25 protein-coding genes are annotated in these 20,964 nt (G+C 41.1%); 21 read left to right on the top strand and 4 right to left on the bottom strand.

The window, feature by feature from the left end; all coding sequences use genetic code 11:
- Positions 1–138: 138 nt before the first annotated feature.
- The 12 genes from rplF to rplQ all read left to right on the top strand — a co-directional run bounded on the left by rplF (position 139) and on the right by rplQ (position 6,867).
- Positions 139–672, top strand: a complete 534-nt coding sequence (gene rplF / locus JMX48_RS09340) for a 50S ribosomal protein L6 (protein WP_201536983.1) — start codon at positions 139–141, stop codon at positions 670–672.
- Between the two features lie 11 nt (positions 673–683).
- The gene (gene rplR, locus JMX48_RS09335) at positions 684–1,034 is read left to right on the top strand and encodes a 50S ribosomal protein L18 (RefSeq protein WP_201536981.1); all 351 of its coding nucleotides are present in this window, start codon (positions 684–686) and stop codon (positions 1,032–1,034) included.
- Positions 1,035–1,036: 2 nt separating this feature from the next.
- On the top strand, positions 1,037–1,552 hold the full coding sequence (gene rpsE / locus JMX48_RS09330; protein WP_010196711.1) for a 30S ribosomal protein S5: 516 nt from the start codon (positions 1,037–1,039) through the stop codon (positions 1,550–1,552).
- Positions 1,553–1,572: 20 nt separating this feature from the next.
- A complete protein-coding gene (gene rpmD / locus JMX48_RS09325; RefSeq protein ID WP_010196714.1) occupies positions 1,573–1,752 on the top strand; it encodes a 50S ribosomal protein L30 in 180 nt (59 codons plus the stop codon).
- Complete coding sequence (gene rplO, locus JMX48_RS09320; protein WP_201536979.1) at positions 1,752–2,192, top strand: 50S ribosomal protein L15; 441 nt, start codon at positions 1,752–1,754, stop codon at positions 2,190–2,192. The genes rpmD and rplO overlap by 1 nt, the downstream gene beginning before the upstream one ends.
- A gap of 19 nt (positions 2,193–2,211) precedes the next feature.
- Positions 2,212–3,543 (top strand): preprotein translocase subunit SecY, encoded by a 1,332-nt coding sequence (secY, locus tag JMX48_RS09315; protein ID WP_201537053.1) that lies wholly within the window; start codon positions 2,212–2,214, stop codon positions 3,541–3,543.
- Positions 3,544–3,574: 31 nt separating this feature from the next.
- On the top strand, positions 3,575–3,691 hold the full coding sequence (rpmJ, locus tag JMX48_RS09310; protein ID WP_010196721.1) for a 50S ribosomal protein L36: 117 nt from the start codon (positions 3,575–3,577) through the stop codon (positions 3,689–3,691).
- 251 nt (positions 3,692–3,942) lie between these two features.
- Entirely contained in the window at positions 3,943–4,299 is a 357-nt protein-coding gene (gene rpsM / locus JMX48_RS09305) for a 30S ribosomal protein S13 (protein WP_010196723.1), read from the top strand.
- 20 nt (positions 4,300–4,319) lie between these two features.
- Positions 4,320–4,709: a 30S ribosomal protein S11 gene (rpsK, locus tag JMX48_RS09300; RefSeq protein ID WP_192518015.1), complete on the top strand. Its 390-nt coding sequence runs from the start codon at positions 4,320–4,322 to the stop codon at positions 4,707–4,709.
- 48 nt (positions 4,710–4,757) lie between these two features.
- On the top strand, positions 4,758–5,399 hold the full coding sequence (rpsD, locus tag JMX48_RS09295; RefSeq protein ID WP_058025563.1) for a 30S ribosomal protein S4: 642 nt from the start codon (positions 4,758–4,760) through the stop codon (positions 5,397–5,399).
- 81 nt (positions 5,400–5,480) lie between these two features.
- Entirely contained in the window at positions 5,481–6,488 is a 1,008-nt protein-coding gene (locus JMX48_RS09290) for a DNA-directed RNA polymerase subunit alpha (protein ID WP_011279808.1), read from the top strand.
- Positions 6,489–6,507: 19 nt separating this feature from the next.
- The gene (gene rplQ, locus JMX48_RS09285; protein WP_011279809.1) at positions 6,508–6,867 is read left to right on the top strand and encodes a 50S ribosomal protein L17; all 360 of its coding nucleotides are present in this window, start codon (positions 6,508–6,510) and stop codon (positions 6,865–6,867) included.
- A 392-nt stretch (positions 6,868–7,259) separates the two neighbouring features.
- Here the strand turns inward: rplQ and JMX48_RS09280 are convergent, their stop codons facing one another.
- Both JMX48_RS09280 and JMX48_RS09275 read right to left on the bottom strand, forming a co-directional pair.
- On the bottom strand, positions 7,260–7,880 hold the full coding sequence (locus tag JMX48_RS09280; RefSeq protein WP_201536977.1) for an L-threonylcarbamoyladenylate synthase: 621 nt from the start codon (positions 7,878–7,880) through the stop codon (positions 7,260–7,262).
- Between the two features lie 284 nt (positions 7,881–8,164).
- Positions 8,165–8,908 carry an elongation factor P hydroxylase gene (locus JMX48_RS09275; RefSeq protein WP_201536975.1) on the bottom strand — a complete coding sequence of 248 codons (744 nt, stop codon included), beginning with the start codon at positions 8,906–8,908 and terminating at the stop codon, positions 8,165–8,167.
- 154 nt (positions 8,909–9,062) lie between these two features.
- Here JMX48_RS09275 and JMX48_RS09270 point away from each other — a divergent pair, with 154 nt between their 5' ends.
- From JMX48_RS09270 to lysM, 6 genes are all read left to right on the top strand, one after another.
- Positions 9,063–9,656: a YceD family protein gene (locus JMX48_RS09270; RefSeq protein WP_201536972.1), complete on the top strand. Its 594-nt coding sequence runs from the start codon at positions 9,063–9,065 to the stop codon at positions 9,654–9,656.
- Between the two features lie 317 nt (positions 9,657–9,973).
- Positions 9,974–10,156, top strand: coding sequence for a 50S ribosomal protein L32 (gene rpmF, locus JMX48_RS09265; RefSeq protein WP_068034628.1), 183 nt, complete (start codon positions 9,974–9,976; stop codon positions 10,154–10,156).
- A gap of 437 nt (positions 10,157–10,593) precedes the next feature.
- Positions 10,594–11,562: an ACP S-malonyltransferase gene (gene fabD / locus JMX48_RS09260; protein ID WP_201536969.1), complete on the top strand. Its 969-nt coding sequence runs from the start codon at positions 10,594–10,596 to the stop codon at positions 11,560–11,562.
- Complete coding sequence (gene fabG / locus JMX48_RS09255; RefSeq protein WP_201536967.1) at positions 11,559–12,287, top strand: 3-oxoacyl-ACP reductase FabG; 729 nt, start codon at positions 11,559–11,561, stop codon at positions 12,285–12,287. Before fabD ends, fabG begins: the two co-directional genes overlap by 4 nt.
- Before the next feature lie 267 nt (positions 12,288–12,554).
- Positions 12,555–12,791, top strand: coding sequence for an acyl carrier protein (gene acpP / locus JMX48_RS09250; protein WP_025652201.1), 237 nt, complete (start codon positions 12,555–12,557; stop codon positions 12,789–12,791).
- Between the two features lie 470 nt (positions 12,792–13,261).
- The gene (gene lysM, locus JMX48_RS09245; protein ID WP_201536965.1) at positions 13,262–13,771 is read left to right on the top strand and encodes a peptidoglycan-binding protein LysM; all 510 of its coding nucleotides are present in this window, start codon (positions 13,262–13,264) and stop codon (positions 13,769–13,771) included.
- A gap of 85 nt (positions 13,772–13,856) precedes the next feature.
- Here lysM and queG read toward each other — a convergent pair whose 3' ends face one another.
- The gene (queG, locus tag JMX48_RS09240; protein WP_201536963.1) at positions 13,857–15,095 is read right to left on the bottom strand and encodes a tRNA epoxyqueuosine(34) reductase QueG; all 1,239 of its coding nucleotides are present in this window, start codon (positions 15,093–15,095) and stop codon (positions 13,857–13,859) included.
- Between the two features lie 194 nt (positions 15,096–15,289).
- Here queG and JMX48_RS09235 point away from each other — a divergent pair, with 194 nt between their 5' ends.
- Complete coding sequence (locus JMX48_RS09235) at positions 15,290–17,098, top strand: NAD(P)H-hydrate dehydratase (protein WP_201536961.1); 1,809 nt, start codon at positions 15,290–15,292, stop codon at positions 17,096–17,098.
- A 31-nt stretch (positions 17,099–17,129) separates the two neighbouring features.
- Here the strand turns inward: JMX48_RS09235 and JMX48_RS09230 are convergent, their stop codons facing one another.
- Complete coding sequence (locus tag JMX48_RS09230) at positions 17,130–17,627, bottom strand: DUF4124 domain-containing protein (RefSeq protein ID WP_201536959.1); 498 nt, start codon at positions 17,625–17,627, stop codon at positions 17,130–17,132.
- Positions 17,628–18,604: 977 nt separating this feature from the next.
- On the opposite strand from JMX48_RS09230, the gene JMX48_RS09225 reads away from it, so the two are divergent.
- Positions 18,605–20,317: an acetolactate synthase 3 large subunit gene (locus JMX48_RS09225; RefSeq protein ID WP_201537051.1), complete on the top strand. Its 1,713-nt coding sequence runs from the start codon at positions 18,605–18,607 to the stop codon at positions 20,315–20,317.
- Positions 20,317–20,814 carry an acetolactate synthase small subunit gene (gene ilvN / locus JMX48_RS09220; protein ID WP_201536956.1) on the top strand — a complete coding sequence of 166 codons (498 nt, stop codon included), beginning with the start codon at positions 20,317–20,319 and terminating at the stop codon, positions 20,812–20,814. The genes JMX48_RS09225 and ilvN overlap by 1 nt, the downstream gene beginning before the upstream one ends.
- Positions 20,815–20,964: the final 150 nt, after the last annotated feature.

The following is a 20,964-nucleotide window of genomic DNA, read 5'->3' as shown; positions in this document are numbered from 1 at the left end:
GTTTTAAGAAAGCTAAGCATTTGAAGTTGATAAAATTGAATGATGTTTAATGGGAACAATTATGCTAAACTAGCAGGCTTTTTAGCCTGTTAGTTTTTTCGCTAATATAAAGAAGTTAATTTTTTAAGGAATATTCCTATGTCTCGTGTGGCTAAAGCCCCAGTGACGCTACCAAATGGTGTAAGCGTTACTTTGAACGATCGGCAGGTCGAAGTTAAAGGCAAGAACGGCAATTTGTCTTTACGCCTGCATGAATTGGTCGAGCTGAAACAGGAAGATGATGCTATCATTTTCTCACCTACAGTCGATTCAAAAGAAGCTATGATGCACACTGGCACCATGCGCGCTCTACTTAATAACTATGTTAAGGGTGTGAACGAAGGCTTTGAAAGACGTCTTCAGTTAATTGGTGTTGGTTATCGCGCACAAGTTACTGGTAACAAGGTAACTTTAAACGTTGGTTATTCTCATCCAGTAGAATACACGTTGCCTGAAGGTGTATCAGCTGAAACCCCAACGCAAACTGAAATTGTTTTGAAATCAAACAATAAACAGCAGCTTGGTCAAGCAGCGGCTAACATCCGTGGTTTCCGCCCACCTGAGCCTTATAAAGGTAAAGGTATTCGTTATACTGACGAGCATGTGATTCGCAAAGAAGCTAAGAAAAAATAAGGTGAGTTGAAATGTTTGATAAAAAAGCAGCTCGTCTGCGTCGAGCTAAGAAAACCCGCGCGCATATCCGTGTCTTAGGCGCTCATCGCTTAACGGTTAACCGCACGCCAAAACATATTTATGCCCAGATTATCTCTCCGAACGGTGGTGAAGTGATTGCTCAGGCATCTACCTTGGACGGCAGCTTGCGTTCAGGCGCGACTGGTAATGCTGATGCAGCCACGTCTGTAGGCCAAATGATCGCAGAACGCGCAAAAGCAGCTGGCATAACTAAAGTTGCCTTTGACCGTAGTGGTTTTAAATATCATGGTCGAGTTAAAGCTTTAGCAGAAGCTGCTCGCGAAAATGGATTGGAGTTTTAATCATGGCTAGAAATGATAAAAATGATAAAAATGAACAGACTGACGGTCTAGTAGAACGCTTAGTTACCGTTGATCGCGTTGCAAAAGTTGTTAAAGGTGGTCGTATTTTCTCTTTCACTGCGTTGACCGTAGTGGGTGATGGCAATGGTCGTGTTGGTTTTGGTCGCGGTAAAGCACGTGAAGTGCCAGCTGCTATTCAGAAAGCACTAGAAGCTGCCAAACGTAATATGATTACTGTTGAGCTTAATGATGCAACTTTGTATCATCCAATCAAAGCACGTCATGGCGCAAGTAAAGTCTATATGCAACCTGCATCTGAAGGTACTGGCGTAATCGCTGGTGGCGCAATGCGTGCTGTATTAGAAGTTGCTGGTGTCAAAGATGTTTTGACTAAATGTTATGGTTCTACCAATACTGCTAACGTTGTTCGTGCAACGTTTAACGGTTTACGTGATATGTCAACTCCAGAGAAGATGGCAGCTAAACGTGGTAAATCTGTAGACGAAATCTTGGGTTAACTTAGACTAGGTGAGTTACGATGAAAAAAATGAAAGTCACTCAATTTAAATCGGGTGCCCATCGCCTAAAGAGCCACAAAGCGAGCTTGAAAGGATTGGGTTTACGTCGTATTAATCATACTGTTGAAGTAGAAGATACTCCTTCAACACGTGGTATGGTTAATCGCGTCAACTACATGGTAAAAGTGGAGGAAGCGTAATGGGTCTTAGATTAAATGAATTATCACCAGGTGTTGGCGCAAAGAAAACTGCCCAACGTCGTGGTCGTGGTATCGGTTCAGGTCTTGGTAAAACTGGTGGTCGTGGTGTAAAAGGTCAGAAATCTCGTTCAGGTTCTAGCATTCGCTCAGGATTTGAAGGTGGTCAAATGCCTTTGTATCGTCGCCTACCAAAATTTGGTTTTACCAGTAAAATGGCAATGAAGACTGCTGAAGTGCGTTTGTCTGAATTGAATAAAATTGAAGGCGATATCGTTAGCGTTGCAACACTTAAAGCTGCTAACCTTATCCGTCATGATATGAAGCGTGCTCGTGTTATGTTGTCAGGCGAAGTTACTAAAGCTTATACTTTTAAAGGTATCAAAGTAACTAAAGGCGCTAAGCAAGCAATCGAAGCTGCTGGTGGTAGCATCGAGGAGTAGTAACGTGTCAAAACAATCAATGTCATCGGCTGGTATACCGCTCAATCCACTTGCATTCATACGTAAGTATGATGAGTTATGGGCGCGTTTATTATTTTTAATCGGCGCATTGATTGTTTATCGTTTAGGGTCACATATTCCAGTACCGGGTATTAATCCGGTTAATTTGGCTGATCTGTTTTCGCGCAACGAAAATACCATTCTGAGCATGTTTAATATGTTCTCAGGTGGTGCACTAGAACGTATGTCTATCATGGCTCTTGGTATTATGCCATATATCTCAGCATCTATTATTGTACAGATGATGTCTGCAGTACTGCCATCGCTGGAAGCCCTCAAAAAAGAGGGTGAAGCGGGACGACGTAAGTTAAACAAATATACCCGTCAAGGGACACTTGGTTTAGCACTAGTACAGTCATTAGGAATGTGTGCTGGTTTAATCAGTCAGAATCTTACCCTATCTGCTGGCCTTACTTTTTATATTCCCGCTGTTACTTCTTTAGTAGCAGGCGCTATGTTTTTAATGTGGCTTGGTGAGCAGATTACAGAACGTGGTGTTGGTAATGGTATCTCAATGCTCATTTTTGCGAGTATTGTGGCTGGTACGCCAGGTATGATTTCGCAGTCTATCGAACAAGTCAATCAAGGTCAGATGAACTTGATTGTACTGTTCATTTTTGTGTTATTAGGTATAGCTGTCACTGCTGGTATCGTTTATATTGAACGTGCTCAGCGCCGTGTACCTGTAAACTATGCGCAAAAGCAACAACAAGGTCGCAAGATTTATGCTCAGCAGCAGTCACATTTGCCGTTGAAGCTTAATATGGCGGGGGTTATTCCTGCTATTTTTGCCAGTTCTTTACTGTTGTTTCCAGCAAGTTTAGGGCAGTGGGTTGGTCAATCTACTGATCCTACCTTTACACAAACGATATTACAAAATATGGCATTAGTATTGTCTCCAGGGCAACCGCTATATTTGGTACTGTTCGGTGCGATGATTATTTTCTTCTGTTATTTTTATACGGCATTAGTATTCAGTCCGCGTGAAGTAGCTGAAAACCTTAAACGTAGTGGTGCTTATATTCCAGGTATTCGCCCAGGACAACAAACTCAGCGTTACCTCGATCATGTATTAAACCGACTGACCTTTATTGGCGCGATGTATATGACGGTTATTTGTTTAATGCCTATGGTCGTCCAGTCATCGTTTGGTGTACCGTTCCAACTTGGTGGTACGTCTTTACTGATTATGGTGGTTGTGGTAATGGATTTCATTTCGCAGATACAAGCGCATTTGATGACCCATCAATATCATGATCAGACGTTAATTCAATCGCCTACTCAACATTAAATGAGTGGTACGATATTTCAAGGAGCATGCTATGAAAGTTCAAGCATCAGTTAAGAAAATTTGTGGTAGCTGTAAAGTTGTGCGCCGTAAAGGTCGTGTACATATTATCTGTACAGCAGAACCTCGCCACAAGCAACGTCAAGGTTAATATCTAGTATCATTGAGCCTTAGGCTTTTGTTACTATTATAATTAATACTTGAAAAATAACGGCGGATGCGATATCATCCGCCACTTGCCGTAGTTTATGCAAAATCTTTTATAATACAATCGAAAATAAGTCGGTTATTAGACCAAAATAGAGATTGAGATTATAAAATTTTTAGTATTGACAGCAACAAATCTGAAGAATGATCCCTTATCGCTAGATAAGCTTGTTTTTCTTTAATGGAGAGAAATCAATGGCTCGTATTGCCGGCGTAAACATTCCGGATAATAAGCATGCTGTTATTTCACTAACTTACATCTTTGGTGTAGGTCGTACCACTGCTCAGAAAATCTTAGAAGCAGTTGGCATTGCCCCTACTACTAAAGTTAGTCAGTTAGATGATACACAGTTAGATGCTATCCGTGCACAAATTGCAAATTACATGACCGAAGGTGATCTTCGTCGTGAAGTTTCAATGAATATTAAGCGTTTAGTTGATCTTGGTTGTTACCGTGGCATCCGTCATCGTCGTAACCTGCCAGTTAGAGGTCAGAATACCAAGAACAATGCTCGTACTCGTAAGGGTCCGACACGTCCTCTCAAAAGATAATTAACTTAGGAAGCTAAAAGATGGCAAAAGACACTCGCAGTCGCAAAAAGGTGGCTCGTCGTTCAGTATCGGAGGGCGTAGCCCATATCCATGCGTCTTTTAATAACACCATTGTTACGATTACCGATCGTCAAGGTAATGCATTGGCTTGGGCCACTTCAGGTGGACAAGGCTTCCGTGGTTCACGTAAATCTACACCATTTGCAGCTCAGGTTGCAGCTGAAGTCGCTGGTAAAGCGGCTCAAGAATATGGTGTTAAGAATATCGACGTTTTGGTCAAAGGACCAGGACCGGGTCGTGAGTCTGCGGTAAGAGCACTAGGTGCATTGGGTTATAAAGTTAATAGCATCTCTGATGTAACCCCAATCCCACACAATGGTTGCCGTGCGCCGAAAAAGCGCCGCGTCTAATATTAAAGACGAAGCTTTTTATCCCAAAAGCTTATAGGAGACATAACAATGGCCCGCTATATTGGACCAAAACTTAAATTATCACGTCGTGAAGGTACAGACTTAGGTCTTAAGTCTGGCGTTAAACCATACGATGTAAAAACGAAAAAAGCTGGTCGTCCACCAGGTCAACACGGTGTAAGCCGTAACAAGACCTCAGAATATGCTTTACAGTTGCGTGAAAAGCAAAAAGTTAAGCGTATTTACGGTGTACTAGAGCGTCAGTTCGCTAATTACTATAAAGAAGCGGCTCGTAAGCGCGGTGCTACTGGTGAAAACCTACTAGCAATGCTTGAGAGCCGTCTAGACAACGTGGTATATCGCATGGGCTTTGGCTCAACTCGCGCTGAAGCACGTCAGCTAGTCAGTCATCGTACTGTTATGGTAAAAAAAGCTGGTCGTGATGAGTTTGTTCGTGTGAACATTCCATCAATTCAGCTTCAAGATGGTGATGTCATCGCTATCCAAGAGAAGTCTCGCGAACAGCTACGTATTAAAAACGCTATTGAACTAGCGACACAACGTGGTATTCCAGAATGGCTTGATGTTGATCACAGCAAACTACAAGGCACGTTTAAAAAAGCGCCTGATCGTATTGATCTACCTGCTGAAATCAACGAAAGCTTGATCGTTGAGCTATACTCTAAATAAATAACGCACTGCTCAATGTTGTGAAAATAGCATTGAGCAATTAGCGTTAATTAAACCAGTTTAATAAATCGAGGTGACATCATGATGCTAAATGCAACTGAGTTTCTAACGCCGAATGCCATTAACGTGGATACGGTTAACGAAACGATTGCGAAAGTCACGCTCGAACCGTTAGAACGCGGCTTTGGGCATACCCTAGGTAATGCCTTACGTCGTATCTTGTTATCTTCATTACCTGGTGCTGCAGTCATTGAAGCTGAGATTGATGGTGTTGACCATGAATACTCAACGCTTGAAGGACTACAAGAAGATGTGCTTGACCTGCTTTTGAATTTAAAAGGCTTGGCAATCACGCTTCATGACCAAAATGAAGTATTTTTGACCTTGGATAAACAAGGTCCAGGCACTATTACTGCTGCAGATATCACGTTGCCGCATAATGTAGACATCATCAATCCAGAATTGGTCTTGGGTACATTGAGCGATCGTGGTCATCTTAAGATGCGTTTGCGTGTAGTAATGGGTCGTGGATATGAGCCAGCAAACCAGCGCCGTGAAGATGGTGATACTAAAGCAATTGGACGTTTAAAACTTGATGCAAGTTTTAGTCCTGTGCTCCGTGTTGCTTATCAGGTTGAGAACGCTCGTGTAGAGCAGCGTACTGATCTTGATCGTCTTATCATTGAGCTTGAAACTAATGGCACTATAGATCCAGAAGAAGCAATTCGTAAAGCAGCCACTATTTTACAACAACAGATTTCTATCTTTGTTGACCTAGAAGCTGAAGAAGCGCCTGAGCCTGTGAAAGAAAAAGAAGAGGTTGATCCGGTGCTATTACGCCCTGTGGACGATCTTGAACTAACGGTTCGCTCAGCCAACTGCTTGAAAGCTGAAAACATTTACTATATCGGTGATTTGGTACAACGTTCAGAGACTGAACTATTAAAAACCCCAAATCTTGGTAAGAAATCATTAACTGAAATCAAAGACGTATTAGCGTCTAAAGATTTAGAGCTTGGTATGCGCCTAGATAACTGGCCACCAGCTGATTTACGTGTTGATGATCGCTTTTCTTATCGTAGCCGTTAAACTTTAAGGATTTTTGACTATGCGCCATCGTAAGAGTGGAGTCAAGCTGGGTCGTACCGGCAGTCATCGTAAGGCAATGTTTCAGAACATGACTAACTCATTATTTGAGCATGAACTGATCAAAACAACTTTACCAAAAGCTAAAGAACTACGTCGCGTTGCCGAGCCATTGATCACTATGGCTAAAGAAGACAGCGTTGCTAACCGTCGTTTAGCATTCAGCCGTATGCGTAGCAAAGCTATGGTAGGCAAATTATTTGGCACGCTAGGTCCTCGTTACCAAGCACGTCCAGGTGGTTATTTGCGTATCGTAAAATGTGGTTACCGTGATGGTGACAATGCGCCGATGGCTTATGTAGAATTGGTTGATCGCGACTAATTTTGCAATAAAGATATATTTCATAAAAAAGCTCCAATTCAATTGGAGCTTTTTTTTGTGCTTAAATTTGGTTAAGTAGGGCGTGTCCTCAATTTAAAAATGAGATAACTTGCAGTTAAGCAAGAAAAATAGCGTAAATAAGATCGAGATATTAATGAACGATTTGACGACATTTGGCAAAATTTAGTTATTTTTAGCCCATATATAGTCGGTGAAAAGTTAAATAGATACATTAATAGTCAGGTACTACTGGTATAAGTTTTCTTCGCTTGCTGTGCCCTTGCAGACAGAGGCTTCGAAAAATCCATTCCAGCAGTACTGTAGTGCTTTTAGTATTTTTTTGACTATAGATATCATCGCCTAGGTTGAGGGCGTGCTTTAGTATTAGTTTATTAAAGCAACAATGAATCAACATTAGCAGCACCTTGCCTGATAATTTCGGGCTGGCTGCTGGTCATATCTACAATAGTAGTCAATTTAGTCGTTTTTATACCAGCATTGATCAAAACGTCTATCTGATTGCCTAGCAGATCTTCTATCTCAAATGGATCATCAAGAATATCATCTCTGTTAGGCAATATTAATGAGCTGGTCAAGATCGGCTCATTCATAGCTTCCAAAAGAGCTTGAGCGATAGGATTGCTCGGCACGCGAATACCAATAGTCTTTTTCTTGGCATGTGCTAGTTTTTTCGGTACATCTTTTGTGGCATTCAGGATAAAAGTAATTGGTGCTGGCGTATGTGCTTTTATTTGTTTAAATTGTACATTGTCGACACTGGCGTAATTAGCAATTTCGCTCAAGTCACGACACAGTAACGTGAACTGATGTTTGTCATCGAGTTCGCGAATTTGTTTAAGCTTTTCTAGCGCATCCTTTGCTCCCAAACGGCAACCAAAAGCATAACTGGTATCAGTGGGATAGATGATTAATTGGTCTTTGCGCAATAGATCGGCAGCTTGTTCAATAAGACGTGGCTGTGGGTTGTCTGGATGAATATAAAGTACTTGCATAACGATTCCCTCTTTTATAATTGTTAGTTTTTTATCATATCAATGTGTTGATATTTATTGAATGCATGTCATTATTCAAATAAATAGCTTGCTTCAGTAATCAGTATAGCGCAAAGCAAATATAAGTTTAGTGGCAAGGCGTTACTATCCGTAGAAAATCGTTAACGAAAAAATAATCAGATGAAAGAGATAGGTTTTCGCTAAGCTATATTAGGGCGTATCTATAACTTAATGTCGATACTACTTGGCCTATTTTTATTGTTAGGCAGCAGTTTAGCTGATCTTTAAAACAAGGAAATGCCTGAGTCAGAAGAACAGATGCTAAGTAAGGTAAGTAATAACGTTTTGGCATCATTTGGTAGCGTGTCCGGCTTTGTAATGTATGCTTCAACCTGTAGGTAAACGTCATTGGCAAATGTGCTACCACTGGTATCGAACTCTGCAAACAAATTGTCCTGCGATACTTGAAAATAGCCACCACAAGCTAAAGTGAACAGACACTCTAATGCTTGTGGTTTAATCTCTACGTGTTCAAAAGCGAGCTGCTGGGCTGCTGAGCGTCCATCTGGTGCATACCAGTAACCAAAATCACTAAGTGTCCTTCGCCTTCTACCTGCGACGCACCAATGGCTCACCTCGTGCAGCGCACTGGCAAAAAATCCATTGGCAAACTCTATTCTTGCTGGCTGATTATCTTGTGCAGGGAAGTATTCTGGTTCTCTCGCGCTACGAGCTAGTACGACTTTTTGTTCTGCAAATAAAACATTAAATAATTGAATGAGCCAATTTGTAGATATTCTTTCGATATCATCAAAGGATGGCCGAGTATGACTATTCGCTTTGATAGTAGAAAGATTTTGCCATTCACTTTTCAATTTTGTTAAACGCTCACTTTTTTCAATTTTCATTGAGTCAGTAAAAGCTGCTTCATTGTTATTTGCTAGCTCGCTTAGATGATGCAGCAGATTTTTGGCTTTGACAGAAGATAGCAAGTTAGAAAAATCAATTTTATTGTTAACTGAATACATAGATAGGATATTGACCAAATAAATGATAAAGATGAGTAGATAGATTTATATAGAGCAGCTAAAAAAATTTAACACACTATCGCTAGCGCAGCTCAGTGCTTTCCGTTAGTATGGCAGGCAATATTATACACCGTTTTGATGAATGAGGCCGCGCATGTCAAGCACTCCAAAAAATAATCCGTCAGCACCACACGCTGACAATAAAAAAGCGCCTGTATCTACCAGCATGCCTGAGCATATTTCTTTAGATAAATGGGCAGACACTGGTTATGAATGGCAAGGAGAAGTAGAGCCAGGCTCTTTTAAACGTCTTGCTACCGTGTTGTCAACAGAACATGAGCAATCACAAATGCAGCTCAATGCTAAATTATACAGACGCAATAACGTCCTACATTTAGCTTTTACACTGACTGGTGACGTTTGGTTAACTTGTCAGCGTTGTTTGCAGCCAGTTGCTATAGATTTGTCTGATGATTATAATATCGCCTTGCTTGAAAACGAGAGCCAAATACGTTCAGTAAATGAAGAGCAAGATTATTTATTACTTGATGAAATCATTACTGAGCAATCACCAGAGCGCTTATTGCCATTTAAGAAACTGGTTGAAGATGAGATATTGCTCAAGACTCCTATGGCACCGAAGCATGTGGATTGTGAGATGACCGTAGAGCAGTTTGGTGAGATTCCAGAAGAGGAAGAAGTCGAAAATCCTTTTGCTGCTTTGGCCTCACTTAAAGGCAAGCTTTAGCTATATAAGCATTTAATTGGGCAGCTTTATCGCGCACTTTCAAGGCTTTATATAGAAGAGTGAAAAGCAGGGCTTTATTAATCTAATAAACATGCGTATAATGTCCGGTTTATTGCATTCTAGCAAAAAGTTACTCGCTGATAGATGCTGACTAAGCAAATTTCTATGGATTTTGGATATAGTCAGCACTTTATGTAAGTAGCAATCTATTTAACTAATGATGCTTAAGACTTAGGTTGTTATGATTATATAGCCTCTGTCAGTATCGACTAAAGCTGAATTTTAAGCTTATCCCTTTTAAGTATAGGAGCTATATCATGGCTGTTCAAAAAAGTCGTAAAAGTCGTTCTCGTCGTGACATGCGCCGTTCACACCATCGTATGGAAATTGCTGAGCTGAGCGTAGATGCTACCACTGGTGAAAAACATCGTCGTCATCATATGACTAAAGATGGTTTTTACCGTGGCCGTCAGTTGTTTAAGGTTAGTCAAGAAGCTTAAGTCATTGACTGTCTAATAGCCAATATCAAGGTAACGACATTACTGGTGATTGTTATTACTTTATATGCAGCCGTTATTAGACAATATGCTTTGAGTTAAAAAAAGCCAAGTTATTTTGCTATCATATATTATGTGGCTGGATAACTTGGCTTTTTGCTATAAGTTTTTTATAGCGAGCATTTCAATGGTTTTGTACTTATGGCCTTTAACCGATATCAAAATTAACGGACGCAATCTATTATTTTGATTCAAGTAAGGTTCTTTGCTGCGTGTGTTTAAGTTTCCTTCGCTATGATAATAGAGTGCGTCAGTGTATAGTTTGCTGATGGTTCATTTTTATAGACAAATAAGTAAAGTACGGCTTTAGATAGTATCTAATAATATAATAACCCCCATTATTTTTAGGGAAGTTTCCAATTAAATAAGGAATATTGGTTATGGCCTCTGCATCCGATGTGGTAAAAAAACAGCCTACACGTATTGCGGTAATTTTTCCTGGACAAGGATCACAAGTAGTCGGGATGACTAACGAGCTTGCTGACACTTACCCAGAGATTCGCGAGACTTTCGCCGAGGCGAGTAATGCGCTTGGTGAAGATTTATGGGCAATCTGTCAAGATGAAGAAAAGCTCAATCAAACTCAATATACTCAGCCAGCCTTACTGACGGCCAGCATAGCGATTTGGCGTATCTTAAAACAGAAACTAGTGACAGCGCCTTGTTATCTAGCGGGTCATTCTCTAGGTGAATATAGTGCGCTGTGTGCAGCTGATGTGATATCACTTGCTGATGCGGTAACGCTAGTGCATAAACGCGGTCAGTTAATGCAAGAAGCTGTTGTAGGCATCGATACGGCCATGGCAGCAGTGTTAGGGCTTGAGGACAATCGGGTCGAAAACCTGTGTGAACAAGCAACTGAACACGTTGAGAGTGCGGTTGTTGGGACGGCTAATTTTAATAGCCCCGGACAAGTAGTCATATCGGGTAATGCGGCTGGCGTTAATGCTGTCATTGATAAAGTGCAAAATACTGGCAAAAAAGCGATTTCTTTGAAGGTAAGTGTGCCATCACATTGTGCCCTTATGGAACCAGCAAGTAATGCATTGGCTGATATCTTAGCAGAAATCAAATTTGACCAAGCGACTATTCCTGTTATCCAAAATCGTCATGCGCGCATTGAGAGTAATGCGATAGGTATCAAGCAAGCATTAACAGAGCAGTTGAGTCAACCTGTACTATGGTCGAAAACAATGCAAGAGCTGGCTGACAAACAAATCAATATTCTAATCGAATGCGGCAGTGGTAATGTGTTGAGTAATTTGGCCAAGCGTCAAGCACAACCAATCATCAGCTATCCTACTGATAAGCCTGCCCGTCTTGAGAAATTAATGGAGATATTATCATGAGTCGTACGATTACATTAGTGACTGGCGCTAGCCGTGGTATCGGTAAAGCCGTCGCCAAACGTTTTGCTAAAGAAGGCCATTTTGTCATTGGAACAGCGACTACAGAAAAAGGCGCTGAGCTTATTGATGGTTATCTCCATGATAGTGGCGGTATTGGTAGAGTCTTAGATGTGCGAGATAGCGCTCAAATTGAGAAATTGTTTGAAGAGATTGAAAGCGTTTATGGTGCGGTACAAGTATTGGTAAACAATGCTGGTATCACCCAAGACGGGCTATTAATGCGTATGAAAGATGATGATTGGGGCAATGTCATCGATACCAATTTGACCTCAGTATATCGCATGAGTAAACGTGCGGTCCGTGGCATGATGAAAGCGCGCCGTGGACGCATCATCAATATCACCTCTGTTGTCGCTCAGATGGGCAATGCGGGTCAATCTAACTATGCAGCGACCAAAGCTGGGGTAGAAGGGTTCAGCCGTACTCTAGCGCGTGAAATTGGTTCACGGCAAGTTACTATTAACTGTGTCGCGCCAGGCTTGATTGAGACTGATATGACTGACGAGCTCGATGAGCGTCTACTAAACTCAATGTTAGATGCGGTGCCAATCAGTCGTCTTGGTCAGCCAGAAGACATTGCAGCAGCAGTCCATTTCTTAGCCAGTGATGAAGCGAGCTATATCACCGGAGCGGTTATTCCTGTTAACGGCGGCATGTATATGTAGGTAAGAAACAAGTGTTACATAGTTATAATAAAAAACTGTGTGAACGAGTGTAAACTATAATAAAGGGTGCTATAATACGAACACTTTCATGTCAAAGCCCTGTATGATAGCAAGGCTTTATCAGACATTAGTTAAAACGTATAACTTGTTATAAAGCAATTAGACGACCTGCTAATTTGAAAGCCCCATTTTATATACAATGCATAGGATCTAATTACAGGCCTATAGCAATTTATCAAAATAATAGATCAAAAAGGAGAAATCTACATGAGTAATGATACCGAGCTAAGAGTCAAAGCAGCAGTAGCTGAGCAATTAGGTATGAATGTTGAAGACATCAACAACGATGCTTCATTTATGGAAGACTTAGGTGCTGATTCACTAGACCTAGTTGAACTAGTTATGTCATTTGAAAGCGATTTTGGCATTACTATTCCTGATGAAGATTCAGCAGAATTAACGACTGTACAGAAAGCAATTGACTATGTACAAGCGCAGCTATAATTAGCTCTTAGCTTAACAGTTTTTATATCACCGCCTATCTAAATGATAGGCGGTTTTTTTATACCTATCATTCCTATTAATTACTCACACTTCTCTCAGGGCATGTCTTCAATTCAAACGATCCTATCTAAATGGACTAAAAACGGCTAAATTTTGCCAAACATTGTCAAATAGCTGGTTAATATCCCGATATTATCTGTGCTATTTTCCTCGTTTGACTACAATTTATCTCATTTTTATCACCTTTTTTAAAATGAGGACACGCCCTAGCAATTTATAATGATTCAGTTCACAACTACGTTAACATAAGCTACGCCAAATCAACATTACTAAACATACTATTACTATCTACCTTATTGCCCTTTGTCTATACTCATTGTGGTAAGCAGAAAAATATGGTGAGGTTTAAATATACTCACTATCAAAAACAACGACAAATAATAAATAATGAGTTTTCAAGGAGTAATTATATGGGTATGTTCAGTTTTGCAAAAGATATCGGTGATAAAATTTTTAATCGTGATGATGCCAAACACGATGCTGCTACAGAAACGAAAGCAGATGCCAATACACCTGTGAATAGTACCGAGCCTTCAGCTCAGTCAGTGGCGAATATTCTACTTCGTCGTATTCAGCAGCAGAATCTTAATATTAGTGACCTAAAGATTAAATATAATGGATCAACAGATACTGCGGAGATTAGCGGTAAAGCTAAGACGCAAGCAGATCGTGAAAAGGCAATTATTGCTATTGGTAATGTACAAAACGTTGCTAAGGTAATTGACAATATTGATATTGAAGAAGATGCGCCTGAATCTACCATGTATACGGTAAAATCTGGCGATAACTTATCTAAAATTGCTAAAGAAGTTTATGGCTCAGCTGATGATTATATGAAAATATTCGAAGCCAATAAGCCAATGCTTTCTAAACCAGATAAGATCTATCCAGGTCAAGTATTGCGTATTCCTAAACCATAATATTGCTTTTGAATTTTTATAGATACAAGCTAATAAAAAATGCCTCTAATTAAGAGGCATTTTTTTGGTCTATATAAAGGCAAATCTAAGGTTTGGCTGCCTGTAATTTATCGCGTTGCTCAGCTAATGCCCAAACTATATGCTCATCTAGCATCTCATTATGTATACCCAATTTTGCTTGTAATTGAGCAATCGTCTCTTGGCTGCCATTGGCATTTCCAAGTGCAATGGCAATATTGCGTAAAAAATTCACATAACCTGTGCGTCTAATCGGGCTGCCTTCAGTTTTTTTCATAAAATCAGCTTCTTGCCATTGCCACAATTCTAACAAGTTGCTGTTATCAAGGTTGTGCCGTGGTGAGAAATCTTCTACAGGCGTGAGATTGGCGTAACGGTTCCATGGGCAGATCAGTTGGCAGTCGTCACAACCAAAGATGCGATTGCCAATAGCGCGGCGGTACTTTAGGTCAATGACACCATCGTGTTCGATAGTAAGGTAAGAGATGCAAGCGGAAGCATTGAGTTGATAGGGCGCGACAATCGCTTGAGTAGGGCAAATGTCGATACAGGCACTGCAACTACCACAGTGCTCTTTCACGGGACTATCATCAGGCAATTCTAGGCTAATAAATAGCTCTCCCAATACAAAGAATGAACCGGCTTGTTTGTTTATTAGTAAAGTGTGTTTTCCTGTCCACCCAAGACCAGCAGCTTCTGCAATAGGGCGTTCAAAAATAGGCGCAGAGTCGCTAAAAGGTCTAAAAACGAATTCTTCTTCTGAGCCGATGTCTAGGTGTTGCCATTCAGGAAGCATATTTTCGATAGTCAATGCCAATTGCTTCAAACGGCCACGCATGGTCTTATGATAATCGCGCCCTCTTGCATAACGTGCAATGATACCTTGATTAGGAAGGTCGTTATCAGTGACGGCACGCGGTTTCGGCGCTTGGGTTAAATAGTCCATACGTACGCTGATGATGGTCTTTGCTCCATCTACCAGCTGCTCAGGATGAGCACGTAGATGATGGTTGTTGTGCATGAACTGTAGTTGGCCTTCATAACCCTTTGCCAACCATTTCTGTAATTGCACCATTTGTTTAGCAAATAAAGGATGGTGAACCGATAAGAAACCGCAGTCAGCAAACCCTAACGCCTGAGCTTGGGTTTTAATCCATTGCTTGACGTCTGCTGGCGTTGAAAATGCTTGGGTGTTATTGATAGCAATCTTATTTTCGGACGGATGAGCGTCTATAGAAGTCAGGTTCTTGGATAAAGTCTGCTGGTTTGAAGAAGTTAACAAGTTTGGTTGAGATGATTGTTTCATGTGTGACAATAGACGTTGATGTGAATACCGCCATGATAAGGTAGTGAGCGAAGAGCGCAAGTATAAAATTGAATAAACTTGCATTCATATTGATACATAAGTCAAAGTCAGCTTTGTTAAGCTAATGACAGTAAGAAATAAGCACGTTTTGCCGTCATGTAAAATAAATCAATAAAAATAGTCGAGAGTCAGTCATGCAAACTCATTCCAATTTTTTATGTACAAAAAGTAAAAAACCTTTAATGCTCTATAGTAGCGAACAAATCCGTGCTATGGAACAGGCTTGGTTTTCAGAAGGCCATGATAGTTTTGGTTTAATGAAACAAGCAGCTTGGCAAATGACACAGTATATCGAGCAGATTTTTGAGCAAAAACATCTATATGCTGGTTCGTCAGTAGCTACTAATGTTTATCGTCATCATACCTGCCAGCGTCGAGTGAGCGTCTGGGTTGGCAAAGGCAATAATGGTGGTGACGGCTGGCTAATTGCTCATTATCTACAACAAGCGGGCTGGCAAGTACAAGTGATAACAGTCGGTTTTGACAATGACGATTTCGATATAAATGACACAACCGAGGTTTCTAACGCGGCAGGTTTAATAACCGACTCAGTAAAGGCGCTAAAAATAGCTTTATCTGCCAACTGTGATTATCAGCGTTTTGAGGATAATAGCGACAGCCAGAATGATTCGAGCAAAATAAATTTGCCAGCGGATATCTATATCGATGCCTTGTTTGGTATTGGACTTGATCGTGCGCCAGAGGGTGTTTATAAGCAAGCAATTCAGGCTTTTAATCATTTTACTCAGCAAAATAATGCGTTAGCAATCGCCGTCGATACTCCAAGTGGATTGGTTGCTTCTACTGGTGAGGTTTTTGAGGGTGTAGCGATACAAGCTGACGTAACTTTGTGCCTGATTGCTCGAAAGTTTGGTTTGCATACCAAAGATGGCATTGACTATAGCGGAGAGATAATCGATATACCATTGATACCTTATCAAACGGCTATCAAACAACCAGCTTTCAACGATACAAAACCTGCCAAAAATACGCTTCAAGTATTTACCCCCGTTGCCACACTGCTGACGACTTTACATGGTATGGATGCACGCCGCCAAAACAGTTATAAAGGCAGTTATGGTCATGTAATGGTTATTGGTGGTAATCGTGTCGATGGCTCACAAGGGATGGGAGGGGCCTCTATATTGTCTGCGGCGAGTACGATGGCCACAGGAGCGGGGAAAATCACAGTCGCCTGTCATGACGCCTTTCACGGGGCATTGCTAACGTCATTACCTGATGCAATGACGATCAATTTACATGATACTGACGGAGTCAAAAATTTAATCAAAGAGGCTAGTGTCATTGCGATTGGTATGGGATTGGGTCGAGATGAAAAAGCAAAAGCCTTGTTTATAACTTATATACAAGTAGCCATAGCAGAGGAAAAATCGATAGTTATCGATGCTGACGGTCTTTATCATTTGGCATCACTAAAAATGGGCAATCATGAACTGGTGACACAGTTACGAGAATATAGCGTTAATCATCAGGTTCGCTTGACACCGCACAGTGGTGAAGCCGCCAGATTGCTTAATAAAAAAATAAATGAGGTGGAGAGCAATAGGTTGGCTGCAATAAAACAATGTGCAGCGATTTATGGTGGTGAATGGGTGCTAAAAGGAGCTGGTTCTTTGATACTAGAGCAAAGCTTAGAGCGAGAGCACGTTTATGTGTGCGGTGTTGGTAATGCGGGTATGGCAACGGCTGGCATGGGGGATGTACTTTCTGGCGTTATTGCTGGACTATTAGCACAAAAAGATTTATCCGCAGAGGCACGCAGCTTGCATCAAGCGGTTGTCATACACGCTCTAGCAGGAGATACGCTCGCTAACCAAACGAATAGTGATCATAGAACGCTATTGATTGGTCAACGAGGACTACAAGCTCAAGATATGCCAGCCGCCATTCGTCATGTCATGCAGTTGGGCATTAACGACTAGTGACTAGTAATTGAGCATTAACGCCTAAAAGCTAGGTAGCAGCATTACCACAATACTGGTCAATCGCCTTCTGAACGCGCTCACGCTTAAGCTCAATTTCACGGCCATCCAGATACTGACGTTTGCCGCTAGCATCCATCTCATAGATGCGTCCGCCAACATTTAGATTGGTTAAATTGTTACGCAATGATTGGCAGCGCTGAGCATTGGCTTGGGCGTCTTGCTCTTTAATACGTGCTTCTAGCTGTACCACTCGCTGCTCTTCTGCAGTTTGAGTATTGGTGCTTTGATTGGCTTCTGTTTTGCCTGCCAGTTGCCCAGCATTACTTTGTCTGCCATCACTACGAAATTCAATGAGTTCAACGTTTTTACCATTTTGCGGTGCATGTTGGCTGTATTTAACTTCGCCATGCGTACCAATGGATTTATAAACTTGAACAGCATGACTGGCATTGATTGACAGCATTAGCATACATGCAGTGCTAATAAGCAAGATAGCAGCGTTGTTTATCTTAGATGCATATGCCATTGTAGCAATCCTCTCAATAGGGAAAAACAGATGTGTATATGGCTAAATATAACATTTGAGTGTTTTAATAGTACTAAAAATGTACGAGCGATTGATTTTAGCAAATAATCCTTATGAATGTATATTATTTAATAACCAATAGTTAGGTATGGGCTTTAGAATATTTTCTTGACAATAGCTTGTAAACCGTCGAATATAATAGAAGTTGATTGGTCAGTGAGCGGCTTTTACGATATTGCCGTGGCACTTGAAAACGAAAACGACGAGTTACTTATCAGTAGCCGACGCCGTTTTACTTTCTTTGTGATAATGATATAAAAAAGATAGCAGCCATAACGCGCTCTATTGATACTTTTATACATTGTCTCCGGACTTATCTGTCTACAATGACTAAGATAAACTTATTATTTGACACTCGCTATGTATGATTCTAGCGGTTGTATCAATTGGTACTATAGGTAGTTACGGATAGTTACGTGGTGATTTAATCAATGCACCCGTTATAATATTTAACGATCTTCCAATGTAATATTGGCTATGAAAGTTAATCTATCTATTATTATCGACGCAGATACATGAAGCAATTTGTATGAATGCGAGCTGATACTAATTATCATAAAATAATAAGCTTCTTTTATAAGTGCACTCGCACTTTGTCACTGTATATCGATAACCTCCTGCCACAAAGCTGACCTTAAATATATCGCTGTGTTTAAGCGGCATGCTGTCTACCAAAATAGCATGACTAAAATATAGCAGGCACGATAAGCATTCACTTTTACGAGATGGACAACACTGTGCAGACATGGTTGTTTTGTTTTATAAAATAACGCAATTTTTTGCCACAAAAAAAGGTGATGACAGTGACGCAAACCACGCAAAGTCCAAATATGACTGGACATACCCAAACGGGTAATGCTGCCAAAAATTTTAAAGAGAAGCAACAACGCCTTGCTGAAAATAGCCAGCAGCCAGTAATGCTGTCTGGCGCTGAGATGTTGGTGCAATCGCTGACTGATGAGGGCGTCAAATATATCTTTGGTTACCCAGGCGGTGCCGTTCTTCATATTTATGATGCCTTGTTTCAACAAGATAACATCGAACATATTTTAGTGCGTCATGAGCAAGCAGCGGGCCACATGGCAGATGCCTATTCGCGAGTGACTGGAAGCACTGGTGTCGTGTTGGCGACCTCAGGTCCTGGTGCAACCAATACAGTCACTGCTATTGCAACGGCTTTTATGGATTCAGTGCCGATGGTGGTGATATCGGGTCAGGTGCCAAGCAGCCTAATCGGTGAAGATGCTTTTCAAGAAACCGATATGATCGGTGTGTCGCGTCCTATTGTTAAACATAGCTTTCAAGTGCGCCATCCTAGCGAAATCCCAGGTATTGTCAAAAAAGCCTTTCATATCGCTCAGTCTGGACGTCCTGGGCCTGTCGTAATCGATGTGCCAAAAGATATGACCGCACCTAGCGAAAAATTCGCCTATGAATATCCAAAAGAGGTATTTATACGCTCTTATCAGCCTTCAATGAAAGGGCATGGCGGTCAAATCAAAAAAGCTGTTGAGACTTTATTAGCAGCCCAGCGCCCTGTTATTTATGCAGGCGGTGGCGTGATTTGGAGCAAGGCTCACAAAGAGCTAACGGAGCTTGCGCATCGTCTGAACTTGCCAGTGACCAACACGTTAATGGGTTTGGGAACTTTTCCTGGTTCTGACAGCCAGTTCTTGGGTATGCTCGGTATGCACGGTACTTATGAAGCCAACATGAGTATGCATCATTCGGATGTTATTTTAGCTATCGGTGCGCGTTTTGATGACCGTGTAACCAATAATGTCAAAAAATTCTGCCCGAATGCGACTATCATTCATATCGATATCGATCCAGCTTCTATCTCCAAAACTATTCTTGCCCACATTCCTATCGTTGGTGACGTAAAATCAGTTCTGACTGATATGTTAGAGATTATCGGTGATGATAAAGAATTGGAGCAGCATGCCTTACTGGATTGGTGGTCTCAAATTAATGAATGGCGTAAGCGTCATGGTCTGCGTTATGACACCAGTACCGAAAATGGCATCAAGCCACAAAGCGTCGTACAAGCATTAGACAAAGTGACCAACAGCAACGCTATTATCACTAGTGACGTCGGTCAGCATCAGATGTTTGCTGCCCTCTACTATACTTATTTAGAACCAGGTCAATGGCTCAACTCGGGTGGTCTTGGTACGATGGGTGTGGGCTTGCCGTATGCTATGGCCGCCAAACTTGCGAATCCAGATCGCGATGTGGTTTGTATCACTGGCGAAGGCTCTATTCAGATGAATATCCAAGAGCTATCGACGTGCTTACAGTACAATCTACCAGTCAAAATTTTGAACCTTAATAATGCTCAGCTGGGTATGGTAAAACAGTGGCAAGACATGCTGTATGAGGGTCGTCATGCGCAGTCATATATGAATTCATTACCAGACTTTGTAAAATTGGCTGAAAGTTATGGTCACGTTGGTATCAAGATTACTGATCCTGCGACCATGGAAGCCCAATTAGCAGAAGCCATGGCAATGAAAGATAAGTTAGTATTTATTGACGTTTATGTCGATCGTAATGAGCATGTATACCCGATGCAAATCGCTGGGCAAACGATGCGTGATATGTGGTTAACGAAAGGGGAGCGTACTTAATGCAACAACAACATCTGATTTCGGTATTGATGGAAAACGAAGCGGGTTCGTTGTCGCGGTTAGTCGGCTTGTTCTCACAACGTGGCTATAATATCGAAACGCTAAACGTCGCGCCTACTGATGACCCAAGTATTTCACGGCTGACAGTAACAACCATTACCTCGCCTGAAAGAATTGAGCAAATTACCAAGCAATTGCATAAATTGATTGAAGTGGTTAAAGTGCTTAATCTATCAGATACCGTCCACGTTGAACGCGAGCTGATGCTCATTAAAGTACGAGCAACGGGTAATGCGCGTGAAGAGATCAAACGTAGTGCTGATGTTTTCCGTGCACAAATTGTTGACGTCAATGCTAGCTTGTATACCATTCAAATTGTTGGTGATAAAGCAAAGCTTGATGGCTTTATCGATGTGATTGGTCGTGAACGCATTATGGAAGTGGTGCGTTCGGGCGTGATTGGTATTGCTCGTGGTGAAAAAACGCTAAGCATATAATCAGTATTGATTGTATTTGAAACAATGTATTTAAAAATTATTTATTCAGAACTTAACATAGCGCTTATATAGCAAATTACTTTAATACAGTAACTGTAAACTAAGCGCTTATTTATCCATGGTACGCCATGCTTTAGGCAAAGGACTCTA

The sequence above is a fragment of the Psychrobacter immobilis genome, from assembly GCF_904846225.1.
Classification (GTDB): Bacteria; Pseudomonadota; Gammaproteobacteria; order Pseudomonadales; family Moraxellaceae; genus Psychrobacter; species Psychrobacter immobilis_F.
The sequence above is the reverse complement of the archived record's forward strand: the minus strand, read 5'-3'. Positions and strand labels throughout refer to the sequence as shown.